General features: G+C 64.0%; 27 protein-coding genes. 14 read left to right on the top strand and 13 right to left on the bottom strand.

Translation table 11 applies throughout. The features are described 5' to 3' along the window. Position 1: 1 nt before the first annotated feature. Positions 2–1,258, bottom strand: coding sequence for a ParB N-terminal domain-containing protein (locus LZC95_50095; GenBank protein WXA94558.1), 1,257 nt, complete (start codon positions 1,256–1,258; stop codon positions 2–4). A 966-nt stretch (positions 1,259–2,224) separates the two neighbouring features. Between LZC95_50095 and LZC95_50090 the strand changes: the two genes are divergently transcribed. Beyond that, complete coding sequence (locus LZC95_50090; GenBank protein WXA94557.1) at positions 2,225–2,821, top strand: recombinase family protein; 597 nt, start codon at positions 2,225–2,227, stop codon at positions 2,819–2,821. A 237-nt stretch (positions 2,822–3,058) separates the two neighbouring features. On the opposite strand, the gene LZC95_50085 is transcribed toward LZC95_50090, so the two are convergent. The 9 genes from LZC95_50085 to LZC95_50045 all read right to left on the bottom strand — a co-directional run bounded on the left by LZC95_50085 (position 3,059) and on the right by LZC95_50045 (position 9,457). Then, complete coding sequence (locus LZC95_50085) at positions 3,059–3,304, bottom strand: hypothetical protein (GenBank protein WXA94556.1); 246 nt, start codon at positions 3,302–3,304, stop codon at positions 3,059–3,061. Further along, positions 3,288–3,836: a hypothetical protein gene (locus LZC95_50080; GenBank protein ID WXA94555.1), complete on the bottom strand. Its 549-nt coding sequence runs from the start codon at positions 3,834–3,836 to the stop codon at positions 3,288–3,290. Before LZC95_50080 ends, LZC95_50085 begins: the two co-directional genes overlap by 17 nt. Then, the gene (locus tag LZC95_50075) at positions 3,833–4,672 is read right to left on the bottom strand and encodes a ParB N-terminal domain-containing protein (protein WXA94554.1); all 840 of its coding nucleotides are present in this window, start codon (positions 4,670–4,672) and stop codon (positions 3,833–3,835) included. Before LZC95_50075 ends, LZC95_50080 begins: the two co-directional genes overlap by 4 nt. Further along, positions 4,669–5,637, bottom strand: a complete 969-nt coding sequence (locus tag LZC95_50070) for a hypothetical protein (GenBank protein WXA94553.1) — start codon at positions 5,635–5,637, stop codon at positions 4,669–4,671. Before LZC95_50070 ends, LZC95_50075 begins: the two co-directional genes overlap by 4 nt. Before the next feature lie 157 nt (positions 5,638–5,794). Next, positions 5,795–6,061 (bottom strand): hypothetical protein, encoded by a 267-nt coding sequence (locus LZC95_50065; GenBank protein ID WXA94552.1) that lies wholly within the window; start codon positions 6,059–6,061, stop codon positions 5,795–5,797. 146 nt (positions 6,062–6,207) lie between these two features. Next, positions 6,208–6,999 (bottom strand): 3'-5' exonuclease, encoded by a 792-nt coding sequence (locus LZC95_50060; GenBank protein ID WXA94551.1) that lies wholly within the window; start codon positions 6,997–6,999, stop codon positions 6,208–6,210. After that, positions 6,999–8,171 carry a PD-(D/E)XK nuclease family protein gene (locus tag LZC95_50055; GenBank protein ID WXA94550.1) on the bottom strand — a complete coding sequence of 391 codons (1,173 nt, stop codon included), beginning with the start codon at positions 8,169–8,171 and terminating at the stop codon, positions 6,999–7,001. Before LZC95_50055 ends, LZC95_50060 begins: the two co-directional genes overlap by 1 nt. Then, on the bottom strand, positions 8,168–8,779 hold the full coding sequence (locus LZC95_50050) for a hypothetical protein (protein WXA94549.1): 612 nt from the start codon (positions 8,777–8,779) through the stop codon (positions 8,168–8,170). The genes LZC95_50055 and LZC95_50050 overlap by 4 nt, the downstream gene beginning before the upstream one ends. A gap of 93 nt (positions 8,780–8,872) precedes the next feature. Then, positions 8,873–9,457, bottom strand: coding sequence for a hypothetical protein (locus LZC95_50045; GenBank protein ID WXA94548.1), 585 nt, complete (start codon positions 9,455–9,457; stop codon positions 8,873–8,875). Between the two features lie 1,213 nt (positions 9,458–10,670). Here LZC95_50045 and LZC95_50040 point away from each other — a divergent pair. The 11 genes from LZC95_50040 to LZC95_49990 all read left to right on the top strand — a co-directional run bounded on the left by LZC95_50040 (position 10,671) and on the right by LZC95_49990 (position 23,493). Then, the gene (locus LZC95_50040) at positions 10,671–11,414 is read left to right on the top strand and encodes a hypothetical protein (protein WXA94547.1); all 744 of its coding nucleotides are present in this window, start codon (positions 10,671–10,673) and stop codon (positions 11,412–11,414) included. 711 nt (positions 11,415–12,125) lie between these two features. Further along, the gene (locus LZC95_50035; protein WXA94546.1) at positions 12,126–12,875 is read left to right on the top strand and encodes a hypothetical protein; all 750 of its coding nucleotides are present in this window, start codon (positions 12,126–12,128) and stop codon (positions 12,873–12,875) included. A 72-nt stretch (positions 12,876–12,947) separates the two neighbouring features. Then, positions 12,948–13,139 carry a hypothetical protein gene (locus LZC95_50030; GenBank protein ID WXA94545.1) on the top strand — a complete coding sequence of 64 codons (192 nt, stop codon included), beginning with the start codon at positions 12,948–12,950 and terminating at the stop codon, positions 13,137–13,139. A gap of 3 nt (positions 13,140–13,142) precedes the next feature. Beyond that, entirely contained in the window at positions 13,143–13,835 is a 693-nt protein-coding gene (locus LZC95_50025; protein WXA94544.1) for a hypothetical protein, read from the top strand. A 22-nt stretch (positions 13,836–13,857) separates the two neighbouring features. After that, entirely contained in the window at positions 13,858–15,807 is a 1,950-nt protein-coding gene (locus tag LZC95_50020; protein WXA94543.1) for an ATP-dependent DNA helicase, read from the top strand. Continuing rightward, positions 15,791–17,200: a DEAD/DEAH box helicase gene (locus tag LZC95_50015; GenBank protein ID WXA94542.1), complete on the top strand. Its 1,410-nt coding sequence runs from the start codon at positions 15,791–15,793 to the stop codon at positions 17,198–17,200. The genes LZC95_50020 and LZC95_50015 overlap by 17 nt, the downstream gene beginning before the upstream one ends. After that, positions 17,197–20,343 carry a hypothetical protein gene (locus tag LZC95_50010; protein ID WXA94541.1) on the top strand — a complete coding sequence of 1,049 codons (3,147 nt, stop codon included), beginning with the start codon at positions 17,197–17,199 and terminating at the stop codon, positions 20,341–20,343. The genes LZC95_50015 and LZC95_50010 overlap by 4 nt, the downstream gene beginning before the upstream one ends. A 326-nt stretch (positions 20,344–20,669) precedes the next feature. Beyond that, positions 20,670–21,170: a DUF2924 domain-containing protein gene (locus tag LZC95_50005; GenBank protein WXA94540.1), complete on the top strand. Its 501-nt coding sequence runs from the start codon at positions 20,670–20,672 to the stop codon at positions 21,168–21,170. Further along, the gene (locus LZC95_50000) at positions 21,167–21,523 is read left to right on the top strand and encodes a recombinase family protein (protein ID WXA94539.1); all 357 of its coding nucleotides are present in this window, start codon (positions 21,167–21,169) and stop codon (positions 21,521–21,523) included. Before LZC95_50005 ends, LZC95_50000 begins: the two co-directional genes overlap by 4 nt. Next, positions 21,483–23,033: a recombinase family protein gene (locus tag LZC95_49995; GenBank protein WXA94538.1), complete on the top strand. Its 1,551-nt coding sequence runs from the start codon at positions 21,483–21,485 to the stop codon at positions 23,031–23,033. The genes LZC95_50000 and LZC95_49995 overlap by 41 nt, the downstream gene beginning before the upstream one ends. Further along, entirely contained in the window at positions 23,023–23,493 is a 471-nt protein-coding gene (locus LZC95_49990) for a hypothetical protein (protein WXA94537.1), read from the top strand. Before LZC95_49995 ends, LZC95_49990 begins: the two co-directional genes overlap by 11 nt. Before the next feature lie 11 nt (positions 23,494–23,504). Here the strand turns inward: LZC95_49990 and LZC95_49985 are convergent, their stop codons facing one another. Beyond that, complete coding sequence (locus LZC95_49985; GenBank protein ID WXA94536.1) at positions 23,505–23,738, bottom strand: hypothetical protein; 234 nt, start codon at positions 23,736–23,738, stop codon at positions 23,505–23,507. A 139-nt stretch (positions 23,739–23,877) separates the two neighbouring features. On the opposite strand from LZC95_49985, the gene LZC95_49980 reads away from it, so the two are divergent. Further along, on the top strand, positions 23,878–24,060 hold the full coding sequence (locus LZC95_49980; protein WXA94535.1) for a hypothetical protein: 183 nt from the start codon (positions 23,878–23,880) through the stop codon (positions 24,058–24,060). Positions 24,061–24,692: 632 nt separating this feature from the next. After that, entirely contained in the window at positions 24,693–25,109 is a 417-nt protein-coding gene (locus tag LZC95_49975; protein ID WXA94534.1) for a hypothetical protein, read from the top strand. 72 nt (positions 25,110–25,181) lie between these two features. On the opposite strand, the gene LZC95_49970 is transcribed toward LZC95_49975, so the two are convergent. Both LZC95_49970 and LZC95_49965 read right to left on the bottom strand, forming a co-directional pair. Further along, positions 25,182–25,688: a hypothetical protein gene (locus LZC95_49970; protein ID WXA94533.1), complete on the bottom strand. Its 507-nt coding sequence runs from the start codon at positions 25,686–25,688 to the stop codon at positions 25,182–25,184. Further along, entirely contained in the window at positions 25,685–26,923 is a 1,239-nt protein-coding gene (locus LZC95_49965) for a hypothetical protein (protein ID WXA94532.1), read from the bottom strand. The genes LZC95_49970 and LZC95_49965 overlap by 4 nt, the downstream gene beginning before the upstream one ends.

Below are 26,923 nucleotides of genomic sequence, written 5' to 3'. Positions count from 1 at the left end.
CCTACACCGCGTTGTCGAGCGCCGGCTCGAGCCCCATGGCCGAGAGGCGCTCGAGCGCGACGGCGACGAACTTCGGATCGAGCTCGATTGCGCGGCATAGGCGTTGGCTGCCTTCACACGCGATGAGGGTAGTCCCGGAGCCCGAGAAGGGCTCGAATACCAAGCCGCCGACCGGGCAGCTATTTCGAACCATTGCCGCGACGAGCTCCGGCGGCTTCATGGTCGGGTGCTCTTCGCTGGCCTTCGGACGCGGAACGTCGAAGACCGTGGTTTGCGCGTTGTCGCCGTACCAGCCCTCGGCGCCGCGTCCCCGCCGGCCGCCGCCCGGAGTGTACCCGAATAGAATTAGCTCGTGACGAAAGTGGTAATCAGAATGCCCAAGAACGAGCGAGTCCTTGCTCCAGACCAACGTTTGGCGGTGTTTCCATCCAACCTCGCGCGCGGCGAGCAGGAATTCGAGCGAGTTGGGGCCCGGCGGATGCGCGATATATAGCGCCGCTCCGGGCTGGAGTGCGTGCGCGTCGGCCGCCGAGAAGCAAGCCGCTAGGAACTTGCGTAGAGCGTCTCCCGTGAGCTTGTCGTTCTGGATCGTGAGCGCGTCTTCGGTCTTGCCCACGTACCCCACCCCGAAGGGCGGGTCTGTCCAGCAGCACTGGGCCCGCGTGCCAGCCACGACGCGTTCGACGTTCTCCTCTACGGTGCTGTCGCCGCAGAGCAACGCGTGTTCGCCACCGGCGACCGATAGACTCGGGATGCGCCAACGTTGCCCGAGCGCAGTTCCCCACTTTTCGCGCAGTTCCTCGGCACGGCTGATCTCCGCCTCGGGCGCGTCGTCGAATCCGCCGCCGCCGCCGACGTCCGCAAGGAGCTGCTCGAGTTCTTTCTCGTCAAACCCGGTGTCGGTGAGCGCGGCCCCTTGGGCCTTGAGGTCGGCGAGAACGGCCGTGAGCATGTCCTCGTCCCACTCGGCCTCCTCGCCGATTCGGTTGTCGGCGACGGCCAGGAGATGGGCATCGGCGGGATCGAGCTCGAGAAACCGCACGGGGACGCGCTCGAGGCCGAGGTCTTTCGCCGCCTTCCAGCGCGTGTGCCCCGCGATGATCTCGCCATTGGTACGCGCCAGGATCGGCGCCCCAAATCCGAAACGCCGGATGGATTGCGCGACCTTCTCGACCGGGGCGCCGTCGTTCTTCCGCGGGTTGTCCTTCCACGGGCGAATGCGGTCGAGCGGCACCCACTCCGCGGCGGGTTCGTTCATGGTGAAGCGCTCGTCATGCCGTGTGAGGACGAAGGTGTGTGCTCGCCAACAGGCCGTTGGGCGCCGTCCGCAATTGCCGAATCGGGAAGCCCAGCGCGCAAAAGAGAGCGAACGATCTCGGGATGCCATAGACGCCCGGAACGAGGTGCGTGTCCCATCGCCGACAAGGCATCGCCAATCGCCCGAAGGGAAAGTCCGCCTTCCCGAAAGCGCCTCGCCTCCACCGCAATCGACAGTTCGCGTTCCGATCGGACAAGGCTTCGGCCGTCGGGGGCGAGCTGGTACCCAAGGGGTATGCTTCCAACCCGAAGGCCGCGAGCCTTCCTCACCGCGAGCGCCGCCTTGGTCCTTTGGGCGATGACCGCACGCTCATATTCCGCCGTTGCGCTCAAGACCGTGCGAATGAACTGCTCTGACGGCGACTCGTCGTTTGCGACATCATCCGCCGACACGACCCGCGCACCAGCCCTTCGGACGCATTTCTCCAGCGCGGAGTACGTCGCAACGCCTCGGGCAAATCGGTCGTGGGTCGCGACGACGAGATATCTCGCCGACTGCGCTCGAACCGAAGCGAGAGCCTCGGCGAGGCCAGCCCTCGCGTCGAGACCCGCGGCGCCGCTCACGCCACAATCCACGTGCACGGCAACGATATTGACTCCCGCGCGGCTGGCCCAGCGCTCCACTTCTACGCGTTGTACGGCGAGACCGAGGTCTTGTCGTGCCGTGGACGTGCGAAGGTACGCAACAGCAACCTTGGGCGCGACTGGCTCCTCTTTCCTATCCGGCATGTCGGAATTCGTCGGTGACGGAATCGCTCACGTTGGGGACGCAATGTGAGTTGCTGGCGCGTCCAAGAAGAGCAAATGTAGCTTTGTGCGAAGGCGGCGAGCCGGCGACCCGAAGGTCGCCATTGGGTACTTGCGGGTTTCGACCGATGAACAACGGATAGGTCCGGAAGCGCAGCGCATGGCCATCGAGTCATGGGCTGCCATGAACGGTGTGCGGATCGCCGGCTGGTTCGAAGACCTCGGCGTTAGCGGCGCACGCGAGCTGGAAGATCGAGAGGGGCTTGTGGCTGCCATTGCCTCTCTCCGCGTCGAGCAAGCCGGTACTTTGGTGATCGCGAAAAGAGACCGCCTCGCGCGCGACCCAGCTATTTGCGCGATGATCGAGAGAGCGGTCCGGCAGTCAGGTGGCCGCGTTGTCACCGCCGACGGGGTGGGCAACGGCGATGGGCCGGCGGACGCCTTCCTTCGAGCTATCCTGGACGCGGTGGCCGCATACGAGCGGGAGCTCATTCGCGCACGAACGCGCGCGGCAATGGCCGTCAAACGCGCGAAGGGAGAGCGGACTGGAAAGACCCCGTATGGGTTCGCGCTCGCCGACGATGGGATCCACTTGGTGCTGAGCGAGACAGAGCAGGAAGTCGTCGCGCACGCCAAGGAACTCCGGGCCCGCGGTATGTCGGTCACCAAGATTGGCCGGCGGCTCGAAGCTCTAGGCATTCTCACGCGCGAGGGACGTCCGTGGCACCCGCAGCAAATCGTTCGGCTCCTTCGATAAAAAAGGGCCGCCGCGCAAGCCCGGAAAGGTGACAGGCTTGCGCGGCAGCAGATGAAGCTCTTTAGAAGTAGGCGGTCGCCCCCCGGATGGAGGGCGTCCCTTTTTTTTACTCGTCGGGCCCGCCCCCGCGCGCCGCCCCGTGGGGGTAGGTTCCACGCGCCTCGGACTCTTCACCCTTTCCCGGGCAGATGGCAGAACGCGCCGAGGACGACGGCGACGCCGCCACGAGTGAAGCCCCTAACGACCGCGTCGGAGCACCTCGGCCGCCTTCAAGCTTTCCCAGAGCGATGGGATCTTTTTCTCGATTTCGCACAGGGGGACGAATTTCGCGCGACCCGATCGCACGAACTCGACACCGTTCTTCTCGAGTAGCCGACTTAGACTCCACTCGGTCCAAGAAGGCCCGACGACGGCGCAAAGCTGCGCCATCGTGTAGAGCGCCTCCACGTTCAAGGGGCCGGGAGCATCACGCCGTTTTTGCAAGCCGCCGCTCCACCATGCACACGTCCTCGTACGCGCGGCAGGCGCGCCCAAAGAGCCCGTCGGTTTCGACGCGGATTCGGGTGAGGAGTTCGCGCTCACCGCGAAGAACCACGCCGAGCAGCCACGTCGATACCGAGTCCTGCCGCGCCATCTTCTTGGTGCACGCCTTTTTGTACGCGGTGCGGGCGGTGAACGTCCGAACGGCAACGCCCGACGTGCGCCCGAACGCCTGCACGAGCTCGCGCGGCCACTGCCGCGGCTCGTACGCTGCGGCGAGGACCCCCACCAAGGTCGCCGGCATGCTGCGCAGACGCGCCCGAATCTGCCGATGCCGGTGCGCCGCCTCGACCTGGCGATCGTGCAGGCCGTCTGGAGTAGCTCCCGCGGAGGTTCGCCCGCGCATAGCCGCCGTCGCGAACGCGCCGAAGTTCGACTCGAGCCCCATCTCGCTCTCGGCCGCACCGAAATACCAGTCGAGGTCGGACTCGAGCGCCGTCGAAGCGCGCAGTGCGAATAGGGGAACGTCGCTCACGAAGCACCGTCCATGTCGATCAGGCCCTGGAGGTGCGTCTGGAGACGCTCGTGCAGCCGGGAGATCTGGTCACGCGGAAGCGCGACGATCGCGGCCCAAATAGCTTCGACCGCTTCGGCGTGGACCTCCGGCTCGATCTCAGCGGCGTAGCCGAGATCGTCTTCGTGGGTCACCTCGAGTAGCGCTGCAGTGAGTGTCTTGCTTTCGCCCGCTTCGACTTTTGCCACGATGGCCGCCTGCACGTCCGCCGGCTGGTTCAGAATCTGGACGGCATCCCCCAAGGCGACTTTTCCCGCCTGTGCCGCGGCCACGACCTCCGGTGCTCCCTTGGCCAATACCTTCCGCGCATTCTGCACGGTGCGCGGCGACACCCCGACCTGTGCGGCGGCTTTGGCGCGCGACTCGCGTTGGTCGCGGTCCTGGTCGCGGTCCCGAGAAACCTCCGGCAAATTTGCCGGAGGTTTTGTTTGCCCTTTTGGCCGTCCACCCCGCCGAATCTTCGCCTCGTCCTCGTACAGGCGAACGAGCTCCACGGCCAGCAGTCCCCGTTGGGTGGCATCGAGGTGTCTTCGATGCAGGTTCACCGAGGTCACGTAGCCGATCGGGTCCGAACCGACCCAAACGCGATGGGTCGGTTCAACGCCCGCGAGCTGACACGCACGGAGGCGACTGCGGCCATCCAGCAGCCAGCGTTCCCCCATCACCTCCAGCACGATCACGGGATTTCTGAGGCCGTTGGCTTTGATGTCTTCAGCCAATCGACGGAGCTCGGCTTCTCCGACGATGGGAAACAGGCGCGCGGCCGGATGCTCGGGCAGAGCATAGAGATCCATCATCGCCCCCGTTGCGCCGCAAACCACGCGAAGATCGAATCCGTGTCCCGCGGAGCGAACTTCGTGAGCTGGCGCCCCTCGATGCACGCTTTGGCCGCATAGAGCGTGCGCTGGGCCACCACGAACGGGTCCGGCCGAGCAACATCGCGCCGTGTTAGGTATTCGCGCAACGTGTAGGCCGTGCCGGTGATCCCTTCACCCCGAACAACATCGTCGCCCAGACGTTCGAGGACGTCAGTCGCCACCGGATGCGCGTAGATCAAGGTGCCCCAGAAGCTTGCCGGAAGCCTGCTCGTTCCCAACTTCGCGAAGGCGTGAATCGCCGTTTCATGCGTGGTGAACGCCGTCTCGACCTCGTCGAGGGACCACTTGATCGTGTAGAGCTTGCGCTCGGCCAACGACATGCAGAGGCGGAGGGCGGCGACCATCTTCGTACTGTTCTTCAATCCGCGGAGTGCGAGCTGGTCAGGAACACTGCGCCCGCGCCCCATGTCCGCCGTCGCGAAGGCGTCGTCGTCGACGCCAAAATCGATGCCGACCCGCACCGTCTTCCCGCTTTCGATCACCGCCCGGCAGCGATGATGGCCGTCGCCGAACCACCCGCTCTTGGCGAACGCCATGCCCTGATGATTCTTTTTCCAGACGTTTCGTGCGATATCCCGCCGATACATGGAGACCGTCGGCTCCGCCTCGTTTCGGTTCCCCTTCGAGAACGACAGCAGGATCTCGGCCTCCCTCGGACCGATATCGACCCAGGCGCGAATCGGGTCGGGCGCGGTCCGCCCCAGCGCGATCCACTGCTGGATCTCTTGCCGAAATGCGATCGCACGCTTCTCTTGGTCGCCAAGGGGCTGCAGCGTGATGTTTCCTACAGCGTCTTTCACGGGGTGAAACATCGGCTCCCGTGCCTCATGGCTGCGGATCTCTCGGTGGTGGCGCGCATAATCTCCCGCCGTGAACTCGAGCACGACGCTCGCGCTCCTTGCGGGTCCTTGCTCGTGCGGTTGGACAAGCGATACGCCAGATTCGTGTGTTGAAGCCCCGTGAAGCCGTTGGCTTTCCCACCGGGCGCGAGTTGCTTTGCTCATACCTGCTCTCTTCCGTGGTCGCGAATTGGGAAGCCCGTCACCGTTCACGTCGTGTCCACCATTCGCCGACGAACTCGAGAAAATCATCGAGCCCGAGGGTCACGATGGGCGCCGCGCCGTCATCCTTCGTCACGGCGATCGGGATGCGTCCTTGCGGCGCAGCCTCGACGGCCTGGCGCAGTGCCGCGCGGATATTGACCTGCCTGTGATGTTTGCATTCGACCCAGAAAACGGGCATCTCCACGTCCGCGACCTCAGCGCCCGAGCGGGCCTGAAGGCCGCGCCGGATTTCCGCATCGGGCATGACGTCGCGGAAGCGATGCACCATGGCGCGGTCGAATTGCGCGCCCTTTTCCCGTGACCGAGTTCCGTTCGGACGCGTCGACGCCCGAGGTGTACGCCGACGCGCCGGTGCACGCCGCGCGGACCGCGAATGAGCGCGTGAGGCCATCAAGGGCGAGCCTCGACGCTTTGCGCCTTGTCCTGGCGAACCAGCTCCGCACCCACGTAGTTGAGCGCATCGACTACCTCGAGCAGCGCTTCGCGCGGGTTGTTTCGCCCGTCGTCCACGTGCCACGGCCCGTATTCCTTCTGCCCCGCGATCATGCGATCGACCAGGGTGTTCACGATCTTCTTCTCGTCGGCCACGAGCTTGTCGATGCGCGCACCGACATCGATTTGCGTGCGGAGACGCCGGGCGATCTCCAAGGCGCATCGGGCATCCGCCAGCGCGCGATACGGACGCGGGCGGTCAATCCTGAGATGTTCGGCAACGACGTGGAGGCCGAGCGAGTCCACCTTTCCGGCAGCGAGCAGCGGCCACACGAGGCTGACCGTGTCGATACGAGGGTGGTCCGCGCGCAACCGTGCGAGCCCAAGGCGACGAAACGCCTGCTCGAGAAATGCCCAGTCGAACGCCACATGGTGCCCCGCGACGACGGCGCCGTCGATCCACGCGAACACGGCAGCCAACACTTCTCGAAGGGACCGCGCCTTCGCCCATGCGCTCGGCGCAAATCCGCAAGCTCCGAGTGCATCGGGGTCCGCCACCTCGAGCCGCTGCGGCGCAACAAGCGCTTCGAACTCGGCTTGGACTTCGAGCGTCTTCGGGTCCACCCGTATCAACCCGATTTCGACAATTTCATGTGCCTCCGGATCGGGGCCCGTCGTCTTCAGGTCGATGAATGTGAGCGGGGGGATGCCCGGGCGCCGCAACAACGATTCGAATTCCAGAATGAACATTAGGTGATCTCCTTTGCCCACAGTCGGGGCGTGTAACTCTTGCGTGCGTGTGCCTCGAGCTCGGCCTTCACCATCGCGAGGTGTGGCCGGTCCATCTTCCGCGCGGCGCTCTTCAGCACGGAATCGAGCTGCTTCTTGTCCACCGCGGCGAGCTTTTCGTGCAGGTCGTCGCGCGAGCGGCCGGTCGCCTTCGCGAGCACGGTAAGCGTTGGCTCGAGTGGGTATTCGAGCGTCGCGTTCCGCGTCATGGCGTAGCGCATGCCGCCCGCGAGCAACTCGTTCTTTTGCTCGAGTTGCGCCTTCAGAACGTTGTCCAATTCTTCCTTGCGCGCGTAGAGAATCTTCGCCTTCTGCGCGACGTCCTCCCGCTCTCGAGCGACGGCATCAAGATCAGCCAGGTCCTCGGCGATGAAATCGCGCCGCCCCTCGAGGGCCTGCGCGTAGGCAGGGCAGTCCTTCTTGTGGTCGCAATAGACACAGTTCGGATTCAGCCGCGGAGGAAAATCCTGGGCGTGCTCGGCCTGAAGCCCGAGGGTCTCGATGTACTTGAGCGCATCGTCGAGTTGCTGCGGCGTCCGGGCGGTGTGCACGCGGAGCCCATGCCGCAGCATCCAGAACGTCAGCTTTACGTTCTTCACCCACGGCAGCAGGCGCCGGATGGCGATTTCGTAGAGGGATAGTTGAAGGCTCGAATCGACGTATTCGCGTGTGAACAGCTGGAAGTTCGTCTTGAAGTCGATGATCTCGACCGTTTCGTCGTCGACGTGATCGATGCGATCGATGAACCCGAGCACGTCGAACGGCCCGACGGGAACGTGGAACTCGGTTTCCACACCGAGGATGCTTCGGTGGTCGACGGAGCCGGAGTCGGAGATGAAGAGACGCAGGATGCGCAGTCCTTCGTTGAACAGATCGATCCCGCTAAGGCCCTCCGCGTTCCAGGCGTCGCGAAAGAGCTCGACCGCGCGCTTCCAGGAGAATGGCGCGACGCGCTCGTCAGCGATGTGCTCCTTCTCGAGGCACTCGAGCGTCGCGTGCATGGCCTTGCCGAAGCGGAGAGGCACCCCGGGCTCGGCGGAGCGCTTCTCGACGTAGTGAAGGAAGTACGACAAGGGGCACGTCTCCAGCCGGGAGAGCCGGCTGAACGACAGGTGCGAGTTGCGCATGCTCATGGCGCGGCGGGTTCCTTTCGCGGAGCGACAGCCTTGGGTTGTGCCTTGATGAAGGCGGTGACGCAGGAGCCCGGGAAAACCGCGAGTACGCGAAGGATCGTCGCCGCGCTTTCTGGGGTGATTTCCTTCCGCTCAGCGCCCGTGTACTCGGGCACCAACCAGATCTCCCCGAACGCGTCCGACTGAATGCACACCTCCAGCCCGTTCGCGCGGAAGCTTGCGAGATCCGCGTCGCTCAGACCGCGCAGCAGCTCGAAGTCGACCGCGGGGACGTCGGCACGAAGCCGCGATGGCGATGCCGGAGGTGACGCGGTCAACGCCACGGGGGCTCGGACGACGGGATTGCCGAACAGATCTCGTTCTACGGAGGCCGGAGGCGTCGCCGCGGAGGCGTCGACAACGGGAAGCGAGCGCGGTTCAGCAGCTCGCGCGGACGCGTGGCCGTTCGACTTGAGCCACTCGCTGCACATGAACTCGTCCGGAAGCGCGCAGGAGCCGTTTGCGACGTAGTGCGCGCACCGCTTGCTCTCGCCGAGGCGTACGTACTTGGGGCACGTGATCCCGTCGGGGCGAGCGTACGCAGCTTGAGCGAGGTCGCGAAGTGCCATCGGCGTTTCCGGTTGCGCGGCTCGCGAATCGAGCCGTCACTATGGAAAAGCGCATCGAGGCTCCAAAAAATTTAGGACTATTTTGGGGGCTCTTCAGATTTCTGAATCCTGCGACGTCGCCGCCCGCCGAGCGGTATGCGTCGGGTCGCTACCAGCCTCACTGACCACCAGGTGCTTCACCGGTCTGTACCCCATGTACCTTTCGATCTGGTCGATCGCGCAAATGACCGCACGATGGCGCGTGCCTCGAAACATCGCGCGACCCGAAACCTCGATGACGACCGCCGGCCAGCAGGCGCGCGCGAACTGCAAGAGGGGCAGCAGCTTTTCCTCATCGGGTAGCTCGAACCGTCGCGTTTTCGCGAGTTCTCGAACGCATTCTGGAACACGGACGGCGATCGTTGTCGGCCCGTGGGCAACGAAGCATCGCCCGTCGGGAAGTCGGCCATCGTCACAGCCGGCGAAGATCTCCTGAAGTAGTCGGATGCTGAGCGATCGGAGGCGTCGCCCCTTAGCGATCTCCTTGAACAACATGCGCGTAAACCGGTTCGCTGCATCACGAGATAGGTAGCCGCCACGGACAAGCTCACCGTGCGCGCGCTGGCAGGCGAGCGTTACATCGAGACCATCGGCGGACTGAACGAGCGCTTCGTTCTCGGGTTCGGATAGGGTGCTCATACCGAGTAAAAGCGGGTCGACTCACCAAAGTATTTAGGCCGAAGTTGAAAAAACTACATGTGCTCGCCTTCACGGGTGATCCTTATGGCCAGCACTCGTCCGCGTGGGCCGGCCACGGACAGCACGGTGTCCCGGGATATGCCTTGTGAATCGCGCTGTTAGCCCGCCGTGGACAGCTGGACAGGGGTTTGCGAATTAGAGCACGGAGTACGTAGAGAATTTTTTTTCGTCCTCTCGACGTGCGCCCCTTCCCCCACAAAAAAAATCTCGCGCGCTAATAGATCTAGATTAACAAATACTGTCCATCTGTCCCAATATAAGATTCAGATGAAATTCTAGATACTTAGCTTGGTCAGCGACCTGTCCATGGACTGTCCACGCCTGTCCCCGGCGGCCAGGTCGACGACGGCGTGCCCTGTGTCTCGCTTCTTCGGAGGACGCGGGGGGGGAAGAGCGAGCGTTCGGTTGCGCGTCTCCGAGCGCCGTTGAGCGGCAAGTGCGGCAGCGCGCGCGACCGCGGTGCGTGAAGCGCCCAGTTCACCGTGTGGAGGTGGCCGTTCCCCGAATCCGGGTTTGCCGTGCTGCGCCTCGCCGTGTGGAGGTGGCCGTTCCCCGAATCCGGCGCCCCGCGAGTGTCAGCGGCGGAGAGAGCCCGCATACGCGCCGGATGACCCACGCGACGAAACGCGCCGGATGCCGGGGCACGCACGCGCCTCGCCGAAACGAAGTTCCCTCTAGGGAACCGAGGGGCTCGCGGGGCGACGCGCTAAGACGCGGTCACCCGGCTTTCGGTGCAATCTTTTTTCCAACTTTTTCGCGTCGCCGCTACGATGTTCTTTCGTCCTGGCCATTGGGGACCAGATGGGTTGGAGACGCCCCGCCCAACTTTCTTCAGCTCTCGCACGAAGGACGAAACATCGCAACAACAGCGGTCGATAGAACGATCGCCATGGATCTATCTGCACCACCGCCCGAGCGAAGCGACGCTCCGCCATCCTCCTGGCCACTGCCCAAGACGCTGACGGCGTCCGAGCTTACCGCGCAGTGGGCCTCGCCCGACTTCCGGGCGCGACTCGTCCACTACGTTCGAACCCAGGTGGGACGCGAGGACGCCGAGGATATCGTCCAATCCGTATTTGCCGAGGCCGTCGCGTCGCCGCCGCCATCGTCGCCGGATGGCCCAAGCTCCGCGCGTAGCTGGATCTGGAAGATCATGATGAACAACGTGGCGGACTATCACCGCCGAGCGCGACGATGGCGCGCCCTCCTTGTTCCCGCGGCGCGCGTGCGCGAGATCCTGGAGATCCCCAGCCGGGTGTCCACCGACGATGTTGCAAGCGTCGAGGATCTGCGCGAGTGGGCGCAACGCACGGCGCGGGGCCGCGAGGCGCGACAAACCCTGGAGTGGATCTGGCGCGAGATGCGCGGCGAGTCGCTCTCTTTCATCGCCGCAGACGCCGGCCTCTCGGTGAAGGTCGTCGTTCAGCGAATCAGCCGCTTGCGACGGGCCTTCCGGCAGGAACGTGACGCGCAGCAACGCAAACTCGTAGCGACGGGCATCGTCGCTACCTTCGTCCTCCTTTGCGCAATTGCTTTCCGGGCAGATGACCGTGGAGATCGCCGATTCGACGCGCTCCCGGAGCGCGATCCGATCGTCCGTGACCGCGCCGTGCGGGAGCGCGACGATGCGTTCGCGCGGTGCGCGCGGCATGAGTGGCAGGACTGCCTCGACGAACTTGATGACGCGGCGGGGCTCGCGCCGGAGATCGATCTGGACCCGAAGGTGCAGAACGTTCGACGCGAGGCAATTGCGGCGCTCGGCGACCGGCGCGGGTCCTCCGTCGAGGCTCCTGCGGCGATGAAATACGGATGTGCACTGAACCGTCATTCGACTATCGGCGGAAAACGATCGTTACTCCGCTATCGGTGCGGCGCGCTTCCCTGGTTGCATCTATGACGTGAAAATTTCGTGTCGTAAAACGCTCCGTCAGACGCTTCTTATGATGTGCACGGGACGTTGCGATGATCGCATCGCAACGTGCGAAATGGGCACTCAGGAGCACGATGAATCGGCTTAGGCATTTCTTATTCTGGTCGTGGTGTCGCACCGAAATGCGTCATCATCATCCCCCTTGATCTAGGACCTCCTCTCGTGCGATTGGCGGCGCACGAGGACGAGCGCGGGGGCTTCGATTGCGGGGGCGGAAAACCTCCGGCAAATTTGCCGGAGGTTTTCACGGCAACGAGCGAGCTCGCTTGCGCGAGGGGGGATGGCGCTCGGGATCGTGCCCTTGACGGTGCGTTCTCGCAGGAATCACGCGTGGTGGCGTGTCCCAGGCAGTCCGCGAAGGGCTCCCACTGCTGCGCTCGAAGAAAACGAGCGGTGGGCCCTTCCCATACTTCGGATCGGCGGTGCAGCCTCGTCTCCGTGGTGCGTCTCTCCGCGCGCCCGAACGAGCTCGAACTCGCCATGCGGCTATCGAGCTGATTCGACTTTCTTCACACCCCTTCGTGCGCGGCAGAGCGCTCGAAGTCGTGCACGGCAACGCCGCGCAACGCTCCGTTTTTTTGCAACGCCATCGGCGGTACCCCGACCACCGTGCAGCGATGGCGAAGCTTTGTTTTCGACGTTTCCCTTCGGCGCTCGTCGCCGAGAAAGCCCATCGTCATGTCCACCGCCTGGGAGAGCCTCCATAAAAGCCTCGATACGTCCATTCGCACCCGCGCGTTTCACCTGCGCTTTCTGACTGCGCAGCGCCAGCACGAGCCGCTGCGCGCCTTCGCCACCGCGCGCGCCCTGATCGCCCTTCTCTCCAAGGGAGCTCCGAGTGACGAGAAAAACCGCCTCCTGGCGGCTCTCGTCGTGATGGTGCAATTCCCGGCCAACGCGGAACAACAAGATCTGGCCAGCACGCTCCTTTGGCTGGCGCTCTGGTCGGGGCTCGATGCCCAGTACCGCCATCTTCAACGCTATGTACACGAGCCCGACGAGCTCGCGTCCCTCATCGGCGCGGCGTTCACCTACGCCGTGCGCGAACTCCAGGTCACGAGCGATACCCTGGTGGCCGTGACCCTCGTGATGAACACGCGCCGCCGCGTCGTGCAGAAGGAGAAGACGCAGCGCAAACGCGCGCAAATCATCGACTACCTGCAAGATCTTGCGCACGGAGAAGATGAAGACGAAGCCCTGGCTCGCATCGCCGGCACGCCTGGCCCCGAAGAGGACGACGCCCAAGCGCTCGCGGCCCGTCTGCGCGCCGTGTGCGGCGAAGATGCGGCGCTGCTGATCTCGATCGCGGTTCTGGGCGAGCGGCAGCACGAGGCCGCACTGCGACTCGGCATTTCGCATGCGGGTGCTCACCTTCGCTACAAGCGGGCGCTCGAAGCGGCGCGAAAATATTTCTCGAAGAAATCCTAAATTTTCTCGTCGCTCGACCCGCTTTTAGAGAGTGAGGGATCGGGATTGGTCCCTCACTCAAGGAGCCGGGTGATGAAGACCGCAACGACCCCCGTTGCGGGCGGCGAACACGTCCGCCTGCCGGGATTGTATCAACGCTGGGAGCTGGAGCAGGTGCTCGAGGCTGGCGTTGAATTCTTGTTCGAGGAGGCCGGCAACGCCTCCGACGGGACGCCGCTGTTCATCGTCTACCGGCGCGAGCACACCACGAACGAGGAGCTCTGAGCGATGAACGAGAATAGCAGCATCTGGGAGCAGACGGAGGCCCTGGTCAAACGCCGCGAGCAAGAAGGCGGCGTATTCTTGCGGTTGGCCGACGGGGAGAAAGCCGTCGTCGTTTTCCGGGGTGATCCCTACGCGCACGACACCTACTTCAAAGATTCGAAAGAGCCGACCCTGCGGATTGCGCTGAACGTCGTTCTGTATTCCTCGCGGACGGCGAAGATCTTCGAGGCCAGTCCAACGGTCTTCAAAGACATTTGCGTATGGCGCCAGAAATATGGGCTCCAGTACCCGTTCGAGCTGCAGCGCTCGGGCACCTCGCTCGACACCAAGTACACGATCATGCCCGAGCGCCAACCCCTCACCGAAGAGGAGCAGCGGATCTTTGCCGCGATCCCGTTGCTCGATCTGAAGAAAAAGGAGGAGGAGGCTGCCGCTTCGAATAGCGGCGGCAAGGCACCCGCTCGGGCGGTCGACGAGCCAAAGGCGCTAGACCCCAAGGTGGTGCAGGCGATGGCCGACGACCTGCGAAAGCTGCCGCGATCGATGCTGGACGCCTTCCTGGCCCACTTCGGTATCCAGCGGGTGAAGGACCTCGCTCCTGCGGATTTTCCGCGCGCGCAGGTCCGCTTGAAGCAGCTGTTCGCAGAGTTGGCGCCCCCGCCGCCACAAGCTGACGAAGTCGACCCGTTCGCCTGAGCACGAGCGCGAGGAGCCAGCCATGAGCAACGATTACCTATCCGACGTGTTCGGGCCGGGCGGGCTCCTGCAGTCGCGATCTGCGAACTACGAAGCCCGCGAAGGGCAAATTGCGCTCTCCCGCTTGGTGGATCAAGCCATGCGGGAGGGGCGGCATGCGGCTGCCGAAGCGCCGTGCGGCACGGGAAAGTCGCGGGCGTACTGCGTGCCGGCCATCCATCACGCGCACCACCGAGGAAAGCGGGTGGTCGTCGCGACGGCCAACGTCGCGCTGCAGGAGCAGCTGGTCACCCAGGACCTGCCGCGCCTTGCAGAGGTCCTTCCGTGGAAATTCTCGTTCAGCCTCTTGAAAGGTCGCAACAACTACGCGTGCCACGCGCGCGTCGCGGACTCGGACGTCCGCGGGGAGCTGCGCGGCATGTACGACCTTCAAGACCAAATCGACACCGTGCGTGCATGGTTTCGCACGACGAAAACGGGGGACGTCTCCGAGCTGCCGATTGTGCCTGCGCACAACGTTTGGTCGAAGTTCGCGATTACGGCGGACGAATGCAAAGGCGAAACCTGCGCGTATCGCGGCGAGTGCTTCTCCGAGCGCGCGAAGCGCGTCGCGAACGCCAGCGACATCGTCGTAACGAACTATCACCTGCTCTTCGCCCATTTGGCTCTACGGCGCGACACCGGGCAAGACTTGCTGCTGCCGGCGTTCGATTTCCTCGTCCTCGACGAGGCACACGCCGCGGCGGACATTGCAAGGAGCTTCTTCGGGTACTCGGTCTCCGAGGCGTCGTTGGGGCGAATTGCAAGTTCCGTCGCGGAGCTCGGCTTCAAACGGCTCGCCGGTGAGCTGCGGCTGGAAGCTCGGGGGCTCTTCGAGCGCTTCGCAACGCATCCCGATGTGCCTCGCGGCGGGCGACTTCGACACCCAGGCTTGATAGCCGACGACGCGCTACAAGAGTGCATCGGGCGTGTCGTGGCCGCCGCCGCGCACGTCGATCGGGAGGACAACCTCGCGGCCAACACGCGGGCGACGGCGCGCCGGGTTGCCCGTCTCGCCGAGCTCGCGGGGGATCGCATTCGCGAAGGGCTCCAGCAGGTCGACGCCGAAAAAGTTTACTGGATCGACGTCGACTCGAAGGCGCGGGCCGTGCTCGAGGCGCGCCCCGTGCGCGTGGACCGGCTGCTCCACCGGCAGCTCTTCGACCCATGCGAATCCGTGTCGCTGGTGTCGGCGACCCTGGCTACGCGTGGCTCGTTCGACTTCCTCCAGCGCGAGGTGGGCCTCCCCGACGGGGCCCTCGAGCTGGTGGCACCGTCACCATTCGACTCCTCTCGCGCTCTCCTCGTCATCCCCGACGACGCACCCGACCCACGGACACCTGACTTCCCGGATGCGGCCTCCGCGATCTTCGACCAGGCCATCGCGCTTTGTGAAGGCCGAACGCTCGGACTCTTCACCTCCTACCGCGTGCTCAATCACGTGCATCAGCACCTGCGCGATTGCGCATACCGCGTCCTTCGGCAGGGCGACCTTCCACGAGGCGAGCTGCTGAGGATTTTCCGCGAAGACACGTCATCCGTGCTGCTCGGGGCCGAATCGTTCTGGGCCGGGGTCGACGTTCCAGGACCGGCGCTGACCGCCGTTGTGATCGACAAGTTGCCATTTCCTCCACCGGACAATCCCGTGATCGCAGCCCTCTGCGAAGGCGATCCAAACGCCTTCGAGAACCACCTTCTGCCCCGTGTCGAGACCGCGCTGAAGCAGGGCATGGGCCGGCTCCTCCGAACCAAGGACGACTACGGCGTCATCGTTGTGTGCGATCGGCGCCTGCGCGAGACCCGCTACGGGAAAGCGCTTCTGGCCCATTTGCCGCCCCTGCCGCTGACCAGGTCCATCGCGGACATTCCCATTCACCTGTTCGATATCGAGCACTCCCTCGGAAAGAAGGAAGCGTATGCGCGCGCGAGTTGACTCGGCCATTCAGCTCGACAAGCGCGAGCTCTCCGTGCGGCTCCTCGAGCGCCTGCGCGCGGGACTGTCTTTTCCGAATCCGGTGTATACGCAACGCGTGCGCATGGGCAAACACCCCGGCGATGCGCTCGAGAGGTTGTTCTTCTACGAAGAGAACGGGACCCAGCTGCGCCTTCCTCGCGGTGCGATTCAGCTCCTTCGCGAAGCCGCACACGAGGAGGGGATCGTCGTTCGATGCGAGGACGAGCGATTGTTCCCCGCCGAGTCGCTCGATTTGCTTTGCGACGTACCGCTGCGGGACTACCAGGCTGCCGCCGTCGCGACGCTCTCGAAGGTGACGCAAGGGCACTGGATCATGCCCTGCGGGGGCGGCAAGACGCGAAGCGCCATTGGCGCGATCGCGCGTCTTCGAACGCCCTCCCTCATCTTGGTTCATTCGATCGACCTCGCCGAGCAATGGCTCGATGGAGTCCGCGACCTGCTCGGCCTCGAGGCGGGCCTCGTCGGGGGTGGCGAGGAGCATGTTGGTCCCGTCACGGTCGCCGTGATCCAGACGCTCGTGCGCTGGGCACCGGAGCGCGTCGATGCCTTTTTGCGGAGGTTCGGCCTCGTGATCACGGACGAAGCGCATCACACGCCATCGGCCACGTTCCGCGCCATTGTTGGGCGCGCACCTGCGCGCTACCGTCTTGGCCTGACCGCCACGCCGGAGCGCCCAGATGGACTCGGGCCGCTTCTGGAGTTTTTCTTCGGGCCGGCTCTGGTCACCGTGACCCATGAGCAATTGATCGGCGCCGGAGTCCTTCGGGTCCCGCGAATCGTGGCTCTCGAGACGAGCTTCGAGTTCCCCTACAAGGATGCCTCCGACCGCCCCGCCATGCTCGACGCGCTCGCACGCGACGAAGCGCGCAATCGCCAAATCGTCGAGACCATTGCCCCGGATGCAGCCTCGGGCCACACCTCCCTTGTGCTCTCGGGCTTCGTTTGGCACTGCGAGGCGCTCGAGCGCGCGCTTTGCGGGCTCGGTCTGCGGGCGCAGGCCATGACGAGCCGCGTCCCCCGCAAGAAGAGGAAGGCCATGCTGGAAGCGGCCCGCACGGGCGAGCTTCAAGTTTTGATCGCGACGAGTCTCGCTGACGAAGGTTTGGACTTGCCGCGGCTCGCCCGCGTCATGCTCGCGAGCCCCGTTCGCGCCGAGGGGCGAAACAACCAGCGGCTCGGTCGCTTGATGCGGCCACACCCGGCCGTGAGCGAAAAGGTCTTGTACGACGTCGTCGATAGCCGCGTGCCGCTTCTGCGCAAGTACTACCTCGAGCGACGGCAGATGTACGCCGCGGTGTTGGGCACCCCGGCTCCCGAGCTCGCGCGGCAGAGGAGCGTTATCGCGGCATGACGAGCGCAAATCCAGTAGACATTCGAGCGACGTGGGATTGGCTCGCCCACGCGGAGCACGGCGTCTCGGAGGTCCGAGCGATTCGTCCCGAGGGAGGGGTCGCCGGAATCGGTTTTTTCGACGACGCCGACGCCTTTGTCGCTCACTGCACCGAGATCAACGCTACGGCCAACGTCTACGTCGGGATCCAGCCTCGTCCTCGCCGCCTGCTCGCGCGCGCGCCGAACGAGATCCGTCCTCTGAGGACCGGTGCCAACGCGCGGGACATCGAAATCGTCACCGGCGCGGTCATCGACCTCGATCCGGTACGTCCGAAGCATACCGCGAGCACCGACGAGGAGCTCGGGCTTGCGGTGGAAGCGGCCGAGCGCGCGGCGCTCTGGTGCGAGTCCGAGGGACTCGTTCGCCCGCGTTTCATGCGTTCGGGAAACGGCGCGCAGCTTTGGTTCGCTCTCCCACCCCTCGACGTTCGCGACGAGCCGCGACGAGAGCAGATTCAGGCCGGGCTGAAGGCATTCGAGGCGGAGCTGCGTCGCCGCTTTCAGACCACGCGGGTGACCGTCGATTCAATCCACGACCTGCCCCGGATCATCAAGGTGATCGGGACAGCCGCTCGGAAAGGCGACGGCGCAGGCGACCGTCCGCACCGCACAAGCAGCGCGCGCGGCAGCTTCGAGCGCATCGTGGATCCCAAGCTCGCCGAGCGCGTTACGCAACATGCGCCGGCTCGCGCGGATCCGCCGGTAGCCAGGCCGCGCGTCTCGCTGCCCGTCGTCGGCACCGAGCCTTCGACGCCGGCAAGCTCGCTGCGTGTAAAGCGTACCGCGGACGGCACGATCGACTGGCCGCACCCGGTCGAGATGTGCTCGCCGGTGCAGCGGCTTTGGGATCGCGGCCTGCAGGATCGCAGCGCCGCGATCTGGAACATGGTGATGTTCTTCGCGCACCGGGGTCTGCCCCTCGAGGACATCACCGAGCTTGTCCTCGAGTACGACCGCCGGGGATTGGGCAAGCTCGATGGGAGAGACGGCGCCAAGTACGTGCGGCACGCGTACGAGAAGATCGTTGCCGGCGCGCGCGCGGACGGAAGCATCGCGCCGCCGTGTCATGCGCTCCAGCGCGTGGGCTATTGCCGTGTGAATCACGAGCCTTCGGCGCGGTGCGAGGTGTACGACGTCGTCTTCAACGTCGAGGCGGCAATCGAGGCCGTGCCGGCCGACACCGCGCCGCTCGACCTCGAGTACCGCCTGGCGCCCATCTTCGACGCAATTGCTCATCGGCCGCCGCAGGTACACGGGGCGTACTTGGGGCAGATCTCCAAGCGCTTCCATTTGCAGCAACGCGATCTGCGTAAGGCACTTGCGCAGGCGCTCCAGAAGGCTACGTCGGCGGCCGGAGCACCGGCGGCGCGAGAGCCGGTGCCCGCCGCGGGCCAGGGCCTTCCGATCGACGGCGAGATCCACGAGGACGTATCTTGCTACCTCGTTGCGACCGATGGCGAGATGCGCGCGATCTCGTCCTTCGTGATCTCCCCCACGTTGCGAATCGTCACGGAGGACACGGAATACATCTGCGGCAATGCGATCACGGATCGGGGCGCGACGATCCCACTGAAGCTTCCGCTGTCCGCATTTCACTCCAAGCGCGATCTGATCCGGAACCTGTCGTCCGCGGACTTGCAGTGGGTCGGCACGGACAACAACGTGCAGGGTCTGCTCCGCCTGCTCGCGGCGCGAGACGTTCCGCGCCGCAAAGGCGTGGCCATGCTCGGCGAGCACGTCGAAGACGAAAAGCGGCTTTGGGTTGGCGCTGAGTGCGTGATCGACGAAACCGGCTTCGTCGACGCCCCATCCGTCACGTATGTGTCGAACGGTGGGTCGCTGCACAAGAGGATTGCGTATCGCGCTACGCTGGACGACGACTTCATGAGCATCGCCAGCGCGGTCTTCGAGCATCTGCCATCGCTGAACCGCCCCGCCGTCGTGTTGCCGATCATTGGCTGGTGGTTCGCGACACCGGCGAAACCGTACCTGCTCGAGCGGGTGGGCAGCTTCCCGCTGCTCGTCGTCTGGGGATCGCCCGGCTCGGGCAAGTCGACGATTTGCACCAACGTCATGTGGCCGCTCTTCGGTGTGGAGGGCGAAGCCTATTCCGCCACGGAGACCGAGTTCGCCCTCTTGAAGTTGCTGACCGCGACGTGCTCCGTCCCCGTCGTGATCGACGAATACAAGCCGCACGACATGGCGCGAAATCGGCTGCACGCGCTGCACCGGTACATGAGGCGCCTTTACCGCGGTGAGGTCGAGGAGCGCGGGCGACAAGACCTGCGCGTGAACACCTACCATCTTGCCGCGCCGCTTTGCCTTGCGGGTGAGGCGCGCCCGAGCGAAGCCGCGCTCCTCGAGCGCATGGTGACCGCCGTGCCGGACAAGACCGCCCTCGACGCAGAGCCTCGCTATCGGACGGCAATGGCGGAACTCCGCGCGCTCGACCTGAGACTTTTTGCTCCGCGGTACATCCAGTTTTGCCTCTCTCGGGACTACGGCGCTGACCTCGAGATCGCCGCCGCGGCGGCCAAGACCTTGTTGCGCGATCGGAAGGTGCCCCTTCGGGTCGCGGACAACATCCGCGCCATGCTCTTGGGCATCCATCTGTTCGAAGAGTTCGCTCGGTCTCTGGAAATTGCGCTTCCGTCCGAGCTTGACGTGCAGGCCGCCGTCGACGCGGTGCTCGAGGACGTGCTCGAGACTGGGAATGCCGTGCGAACGGCGCTCGACCATTTTCTGGAGATGCTCAGTGTCATGGCCGCCCAAGGCGAATTGCGACCTTCGGTGCACTACGCGTTCGCCGACGACCGGCTCGCGCTGCATCTCGAGACTTGCTACGACGCGTTTCGCGCGCACTGCAATCGCATCTCGTACGAGGGGGAAATGGTCGACCTCCGTGCGCTGCGCCGCCTCGTCCTCGAGAACAAGCAGCAGGGCGGCTACGTGGTCGCCGCGAACGAGCGCGTGCGCTTCTCGGGCAAGGCCGACCGCCGCCGCGCCGTACTGATCGACCCTGCGCGCGCCGACTTCATCGCCGACGGAGCGTTCACGCGCGAGAACGAGGGCTTCATGTCGCATTGGAGCTCGATGTCGTAGCAAGCGGTGCCGCGGGCTCGAGAGAAGCACTTCTTTTGAGCCGCGTTCATTTTTCCTAAATAGTTTGATGTCTCGATGCGCTTTTAAGTGATGTGAAGACCGAACATCACGAAGCTCACGAACGAGCCGCCGGTAGCGTGCGCTCGAAGCTCCTCGACGTATTGGCGGAGAGCATCGTCGCCATGATCATCATCGATACTCAGGAATGGACAATCGAATACGTCTCTACGAAGCCAGAGACGAATTCGGCTTGTCTTCGCTTGGAGACAGAGTGTTTATGCACGGAGCCCGCGGCCAACGCCGGGGTGAAAGGAGCCGTATAGGCGATGGCCGCTGACGTACAGGCGCGCGATGTGCCGGCGCGCAAGGTGATCGAATCCATTCAGCGTCAATTGGATGATCTTCAGACCATGACGGTCGCCCAGTTGCAGGTGCAGTACCGAGTCGTATTTGGACACGATGCGACGTCGCGCAACAAGCCGCACCTGATCCGAAAGATCGGCTACCGGCTGCAGGAAAAGGCGGGCGGCAGTCTCTCCGTGCGAGCGAAGGAACGCATTGGGGAGCTCATTGGGACGGTACCGATTCATCACGCGGTGCCGAGTGCGTCGCGCGACGGTGGCAGCGGGCGCCTTCCGCCCGGGACGCTCCTTCAGCGCGAGCACGGCGGCAAGGTCCATCAGGTCCAAGTTGGGGAGTTCGACTTCGAATACGAGGGGGTGCGGTACGCGAGCCTCTCGGCGGTCGCGAGAAAAATCACGGGTACGCACTGGAACGGTCGCCGCTTTTTTAATCTGACGGCCGACAAGAAGAAGGAGTCAGCATGACGTTCGACTATCTCCGAACGGAAGCCGGCAGTCGTCTTGTGCACAAAACGTTGCCGGGCCTCGTCGAGCAACTCTCTCGGTTCAATGACCTGCTCGAGCGCTACCTCGCCCACCTCGAGGCCAAGGCGACAGCCGAGCAAGCGTCTACGAAGCCGCGCGTCGCGGTTTACGCGAAAAAGCGAACGTCCGAGACCGGGTCGCTTTCCGTCGAGGAACAACACGATCTTTGCCGAGAGTACATCCTTCGCAAGGGGTGGGTCCTCGTGGACGAGGTGACGGACGGCTCGGAGTCCATTCCCGCGGAGAATGTGCGTGGCCAAGACCGCGAAGGTTCGAGCGGCGAGCGTCGCTGAAGGGGTAAGAGCCCCGAAGCGGGCGGCCATCTACACGCGAAAGTCCACTCGACACCGTCTCGATATCGAATTTACAACGCTGCAGAATCAGCGCGAGATGTGCGAGGCACACGTGCGGAGGCAGGGATGGACGCTGGTCACGCCCGATTTGCCGTACGAGGACCCGGCCTACAGCGCCGGCAGCGAGGCGAGGCCCGCGTATCAACGTCTGCTGGCGGATGTCGAGGCGGGCAAAGTCGACGTCGTCGTCGTGTACAAGATCGACCGGTTCTCCAGAAGCCTCCGCGACTTCCTCAACGTGATGGCGCGCTTCAAGGAACTCGGTATTGATTTTGTGATTATCACTCAGAATTTCGACTCCGGCTCGGCGATGGGGCGGCTGACTTTGAATATGCTCATGTCGTTCGCCCAATATGAGCGAGAAATCGATAGCGAGAGGACGAAGGACAAAATCTACGGTGCGCGCAGACACGGCCGGTGGACGGGGGGACCGCCTCCGCTTGGCTACGATCTGCGCGAACGGCGACTCCACGTGAACGTCTTCGAGGCGGCCACCGTGCTGGAGATTTACGAGAGCTACCTGCGCCACGGCTCGCTCCTCCGAATCATCGAGGACTTGAACGCGCGGGGACGCGCACCGAAGGCGTACACGAAGAAGGACGGCCAGCTCGGGGGAGCCAAGGCGTGGACCGTGGCCAACGTCCTGCGCGTCCTTCGAAATACGGTGTACCTGGGCAAGATCCCGCACGGCGACGAACTCTTCGACGGGATCCACGAAGCCATCGTGCCCGCCGAGACCTTTGCACGGGTGCAAGCGCGACTCGGCGGCAACCGCGGCTCCGTGCGCTCGGCGCAAGGTGGGTACCTTCTGCGGGGTCTCCTTCGGTGCGGCCTTTGCGAAGCCGCCATGTCGCCGGCCACGGCGCACAAAGGGGGGCGCGAATACCGCTACTACCGGTGCATACGCCGCGACCACCAAGGGGGGCGCGCGTGCGCGCGCAAGCCGGTCTCCGCGCCCGACGTCGAGCAACTCGTCGTCGAGCAGCTGCGCGCGTCGGTACACAACGCCGACATCGTCCGCGAGCTGACAACGGCGGTCGGCGAGCGCCTGGTCGCCGAGCGCGAGCGCCTAACGCGGGAATCGCTGCTCCTGCCAGCGGAGATCGCGCGCCTTCGTAGTCAGACCCGAGACCTGATCGATTCGTTGGGTTCCGTCGGCGAAGCGGCCCGCGTCGTCATCGTCGAACGGATCGAAGAGCTGGCGCGGCATGCGGACGCTTCCCAGACGAGGCTCGAGGCCGTTTCCGAGGGCTTGGACCGGCTCTCTGAAGCCCGCGCCGACGCCGACTGGGTTGGCACCGTCATCAAGGACTTCGACCGGCTATGGGGCCACATGAACGCCGAAAATCGAGAGCGCTTGGTGCGCGCCCTCATCACGAGGGTCGTCGTAGCCCAGGACTCGCTTCGCATCGAACTTGTAGACCCAGGGGAAGTATCCAATGCCGCGTAATCCTATCATCATCGAAGCGCCGCTTTCGGCCCCCGTCGAGGAGAAGCCGCCTGCCTGCCGCGGGCTGCTCCGAGCGGCGGAGTTGCTCGTGCTCGCGCACGAGATGGACGACCTGATCGACACGAACGTCGTCGCCGACCGAACGCATATGGCCACCGTGGCCGGATTCACCACGGCGAGAATCAGCCAGATCATGATGTTGGTTTTTCTGGCCCCGGACATTCAAGAAGAGGTCCTGTTTTCAACCAAGCCGGAGAAGGGCCGCGATTGGGTCAGCGCGGAGACGTTAATCGACATCGCCCGCCTCCTCTCGTGGGAAGAGCAACGAAAGCGTATCCGGCAGCTACCCCGGCGACCGTTGCCGATCGGCGCCGGGGGCGCGCAGCCCGCGTTCCAGGCCGAGGTCTACACCCGGGGAAGCGCGGGTGCTCGGCGGGGGCGGAGCGCCTCCCCGCCGTAGCAGCATCGGCCCTAGCGGTGGGGCGGCGCGCTACGAAGCTCGCGCTCGAACGCCTCTCCGACCTCGAGCGCGAGTTCGAAAACCTCCTCGGGGATGCTTTCGTCGGGATCGTCCTCGTAGAGTTCCAACTCGGCGGCCGCATTCTCCGCGAGGAGTGTGTAGTTGACCTCGAGGCAGCGCCAATCGACGCAATCGCGAACGAGGCCCTGCATAACGGATCGGACGGCCGTGGTGTCGATGTTCATGCTCGAACGGTCATGCGGATTCTGTTCCAGCTCGATTGAGCACGCATTACGCGACGCTGAGAATGGCTTGAACTTCGCATTGGCATAACGGCATGACCAAGAATAAGATACGCCCCACAATCATCCCGGCGGACCGATTGTGACCAATTCAATTCTGAAGGATAGCCTCGGCATCGACCTGGCTCGCCTGCGCGACGACGACGTGGTGCAGGTGCCGCTCGGGAGACTGCGCGAAGCCCTTCACGAAGCCTTCCGAACGGGAATCCTTGCCGGCAGGCACTGGAAAGAACGCGAAGACGACGACTCGAACGGAGAAGCCTAAACATGCCCAAATTACGTGATGCGCGCCCGAACTCGGAAGACGCGACGCCCCCCGGCGTAACGTCGTTCCATGGTCTCAGGGCGCCGACACCGCCACCTGGTGGCGTTCCGGAAATGCAAGAATTCGTGGCGGAAGCAATCAAGGCGCGCGCGGTAGCGCTTCACATGTCTCACGCATCGACCGAATTCTACGCAGACTGCCGCTTCTGTGACTCACGGCCGGGTGATAGAATGATGATTGTGCGTTTCGACGGCGCCGAGTTCGAAGTTCGTGTCTTGCGGCTCGATCCGCCCGGATGAACACTGGAACATGGGGGCCGGCCACGCTCTGGTCGGTTATGGGCATGGCCTGGCCCCTCGTTCACGGCCGCTGACTATGATTCATGAATCAGGGGCTTGACGGCGAATCGTGAATTTGACGGCACATTTGCTATGATGTTGCCATCATACCTTTTCGCAACTGCGCGTTTTGGCCGGCATTTGATATGATTCTGGAATCAGGGTCCTCGGTCACGTTGGGTTTCGTGAACAGGTCTCGTGCGCGCGGACTCGTAAAGATCGACGGATTTCGGTCGCTCGGAAGCGTGCCCGTCGGCGATATCGCTGGAGCAGCAATTGCAATTACAACCAGGCATGAACGCCGGTACGAAAACCAACTCCGCGAAGGTCTTCAAAGCGATCCGCCACTACAAAGGGTGGTGCGTCTGTTCCGCCGAGGAGCTTGAAATTGGTAGCGTGGTGAGGGGCAAGTGCTACGGCCTCTCCGAGCGGCTGTTCCGCATCGAGGAGGACCTTCACGATGTCGACATGGATGGAATGCGCCTTTATCGCACGACGGCGATGACCATCGAGGGGGTGGAGATTCTCGACGCGACCCGCTACAGCGAAGGTTGGTACGTCGCTGCCGCGAAGAAGCTCGCGATTGGCGCCACGGTCGTAGCCGAGTCCTTCGGCATGCCCGAGCAGACCTTCACGATCAAGGAGCTCGGGCACGTCACGGAAAGCGGGACGCTCATGTATCGGGCGCCGCGGGTCACGGCGAAGAAGTAGGCCCTGCGTCAGCGGCGCCGCGAGGGGCGGCTTCCGACAACCGCAACCCGCGCGCCGCGGGCTCGTGGGCGGTCACTTCGCGAAGTACGTAGTGGCTCGCTTTTGCCCCTTCGTCTTGAGCTTCTTCGCGGCAAGCAGGTCCTTGATGGGACGCGGCAGCTCCTTCGCGTCGAGGTTCAATTCCGCCCGGATCTGCTCCGCTCGAAGGCCCTCGGGATGATTCTTCAGAAGCGCAATGATGTTGTCGCCGATCGCCCCCAGTTCCTCCTCCGAGCGACGGTGAAGGCGGCCACCACGCTTCGCTCCCGGCGCTTTCGGCGCCGAGCTGCCGCGACCACGGGCCGCCTCCGGGGCCTTGGCGGAGCTTGAGCGTGCACGGCCGTCGCCGCCGCCGGAGATCTCGTCGAGCGACGCGCCGCGGATGGCAGCGAGCACGCCCTGGGCGAAGGTTTCTGCGAGCCTATTGATTTCATTCTTGAGGTTACTCATGGGCGCGAAACTATCCATATGTGCGCGGGCGTCAAGCAACAAAGTGTCAGATAGCTCGAACGCAGTTCGATTGTTATGCGCCGCGATCAAGTAGAGAGTCTGCGACGGAAGATCGACGCCACCGCGGTCATCCCCTCGATGACCGGCTCGTCGTCGTCATCATCCTTTGCGTATCGAGAGAGCGGGATTCGTTCTTTGTCGTCGATCAAAAGCGCGCCTGCATGCCCCACGGCTTCGATGATGGCGAGCCCCTCTAACCAGACGACCTCGTAGTCTTCGGGCCGGTACCGGAAGTCCTTCATGTACCTGCGTAGCTTTTTCTCGGAGGTGAAGAGGTTGGCCTCTTGCCAATTCCGGAAGCCACTTCCCGTTTTGGTGAATGTGATCTTGCCGCATTCGGAAGCCACGCAGCAGCGGACGCGTTCGAACAGGGCCTGAAATGGGTGCTGCGCGCCCCGGCGAAGGATCCAGATGCCATTTGGGCCCCGCGTTGTAATGTAAGGAGCCAACACCACGGCCGTAGCGTTGACGTTATTGAGTACATCGATGTCGAGGTATGGCCGGCCCATGGTGACGTAAAATCCACCATATCGAAAGTCGAGGGGGTTGCTGCTGTAGCCAAGATCAATTTCACTCGGACATGTTGCGAACAGGTATTGAAGGACGAAGTCGCCAACCTTGCGCGCCTGCTTTCCGCCTTCGATCGAAAGCCATCGGTGCCACTTTTCCGTCTCCTCATCCCAAGTATCTGGTTTGGGTTGAATTGCACCGATTGGAACCCACTCTGAAGCAATGATGCCCCGATCGAGCTGCTCAACGACTTCGTCAAGGACTTCAAACGTTGTTCGTAGCTGTCCTGGCCGCATCGGCAACGCGTCGTATTTTCGCGAAAACCGCCCGGCGTTTGGGTCAACCTTGATAGCGTCGAGCTTTGATTGCCAGTCTCGGTCGTCGACGCTCCAAAGGAGCTGCGCTTCCGGGAATTCGACGTGGGAAGAGTTGTCCTCGGGCGTCCCGGTGTGGACCTGAACGTACGCGGGGCTCCCGGTTACGAGGCGAGATATTTGGGACTTAGGAATATCGTGGCCATGAGGCGGCCCGGCGTCGATCGAAAGGAGGAGGTCGAGGTCTCCACAGTCCGGGGCTCCGCGCGCCCACGAGCCGGCAACGTACAGTGCTTTTACTCGGAAGGTGGATGAACGCTCATCTCGGAAGAAGTCGTCGCGCCAAGTAGCTCGGTACGTTTGCTCTGCGTCGAGCCGACCCAGGATCCGTTCGAGGACACGTCGAAATCGTTCACGGGGAAACCTGCGCTCGGTGGCCAC

The organism is Sorangiineae bacterium MSr12523 (genome assembly GCA_037157775.1).
In the GTDB taxonomy this organism is placed as follows: domain Bacteria; phylum Myxococcota_A; class Polyangia; order Polyangiales; family Polyangiaceae; genus Pendulispora; species Pendulispora brunnea.
This window is presented reverse-complemented; position numbering and strand designations above follow the sequence as displayed.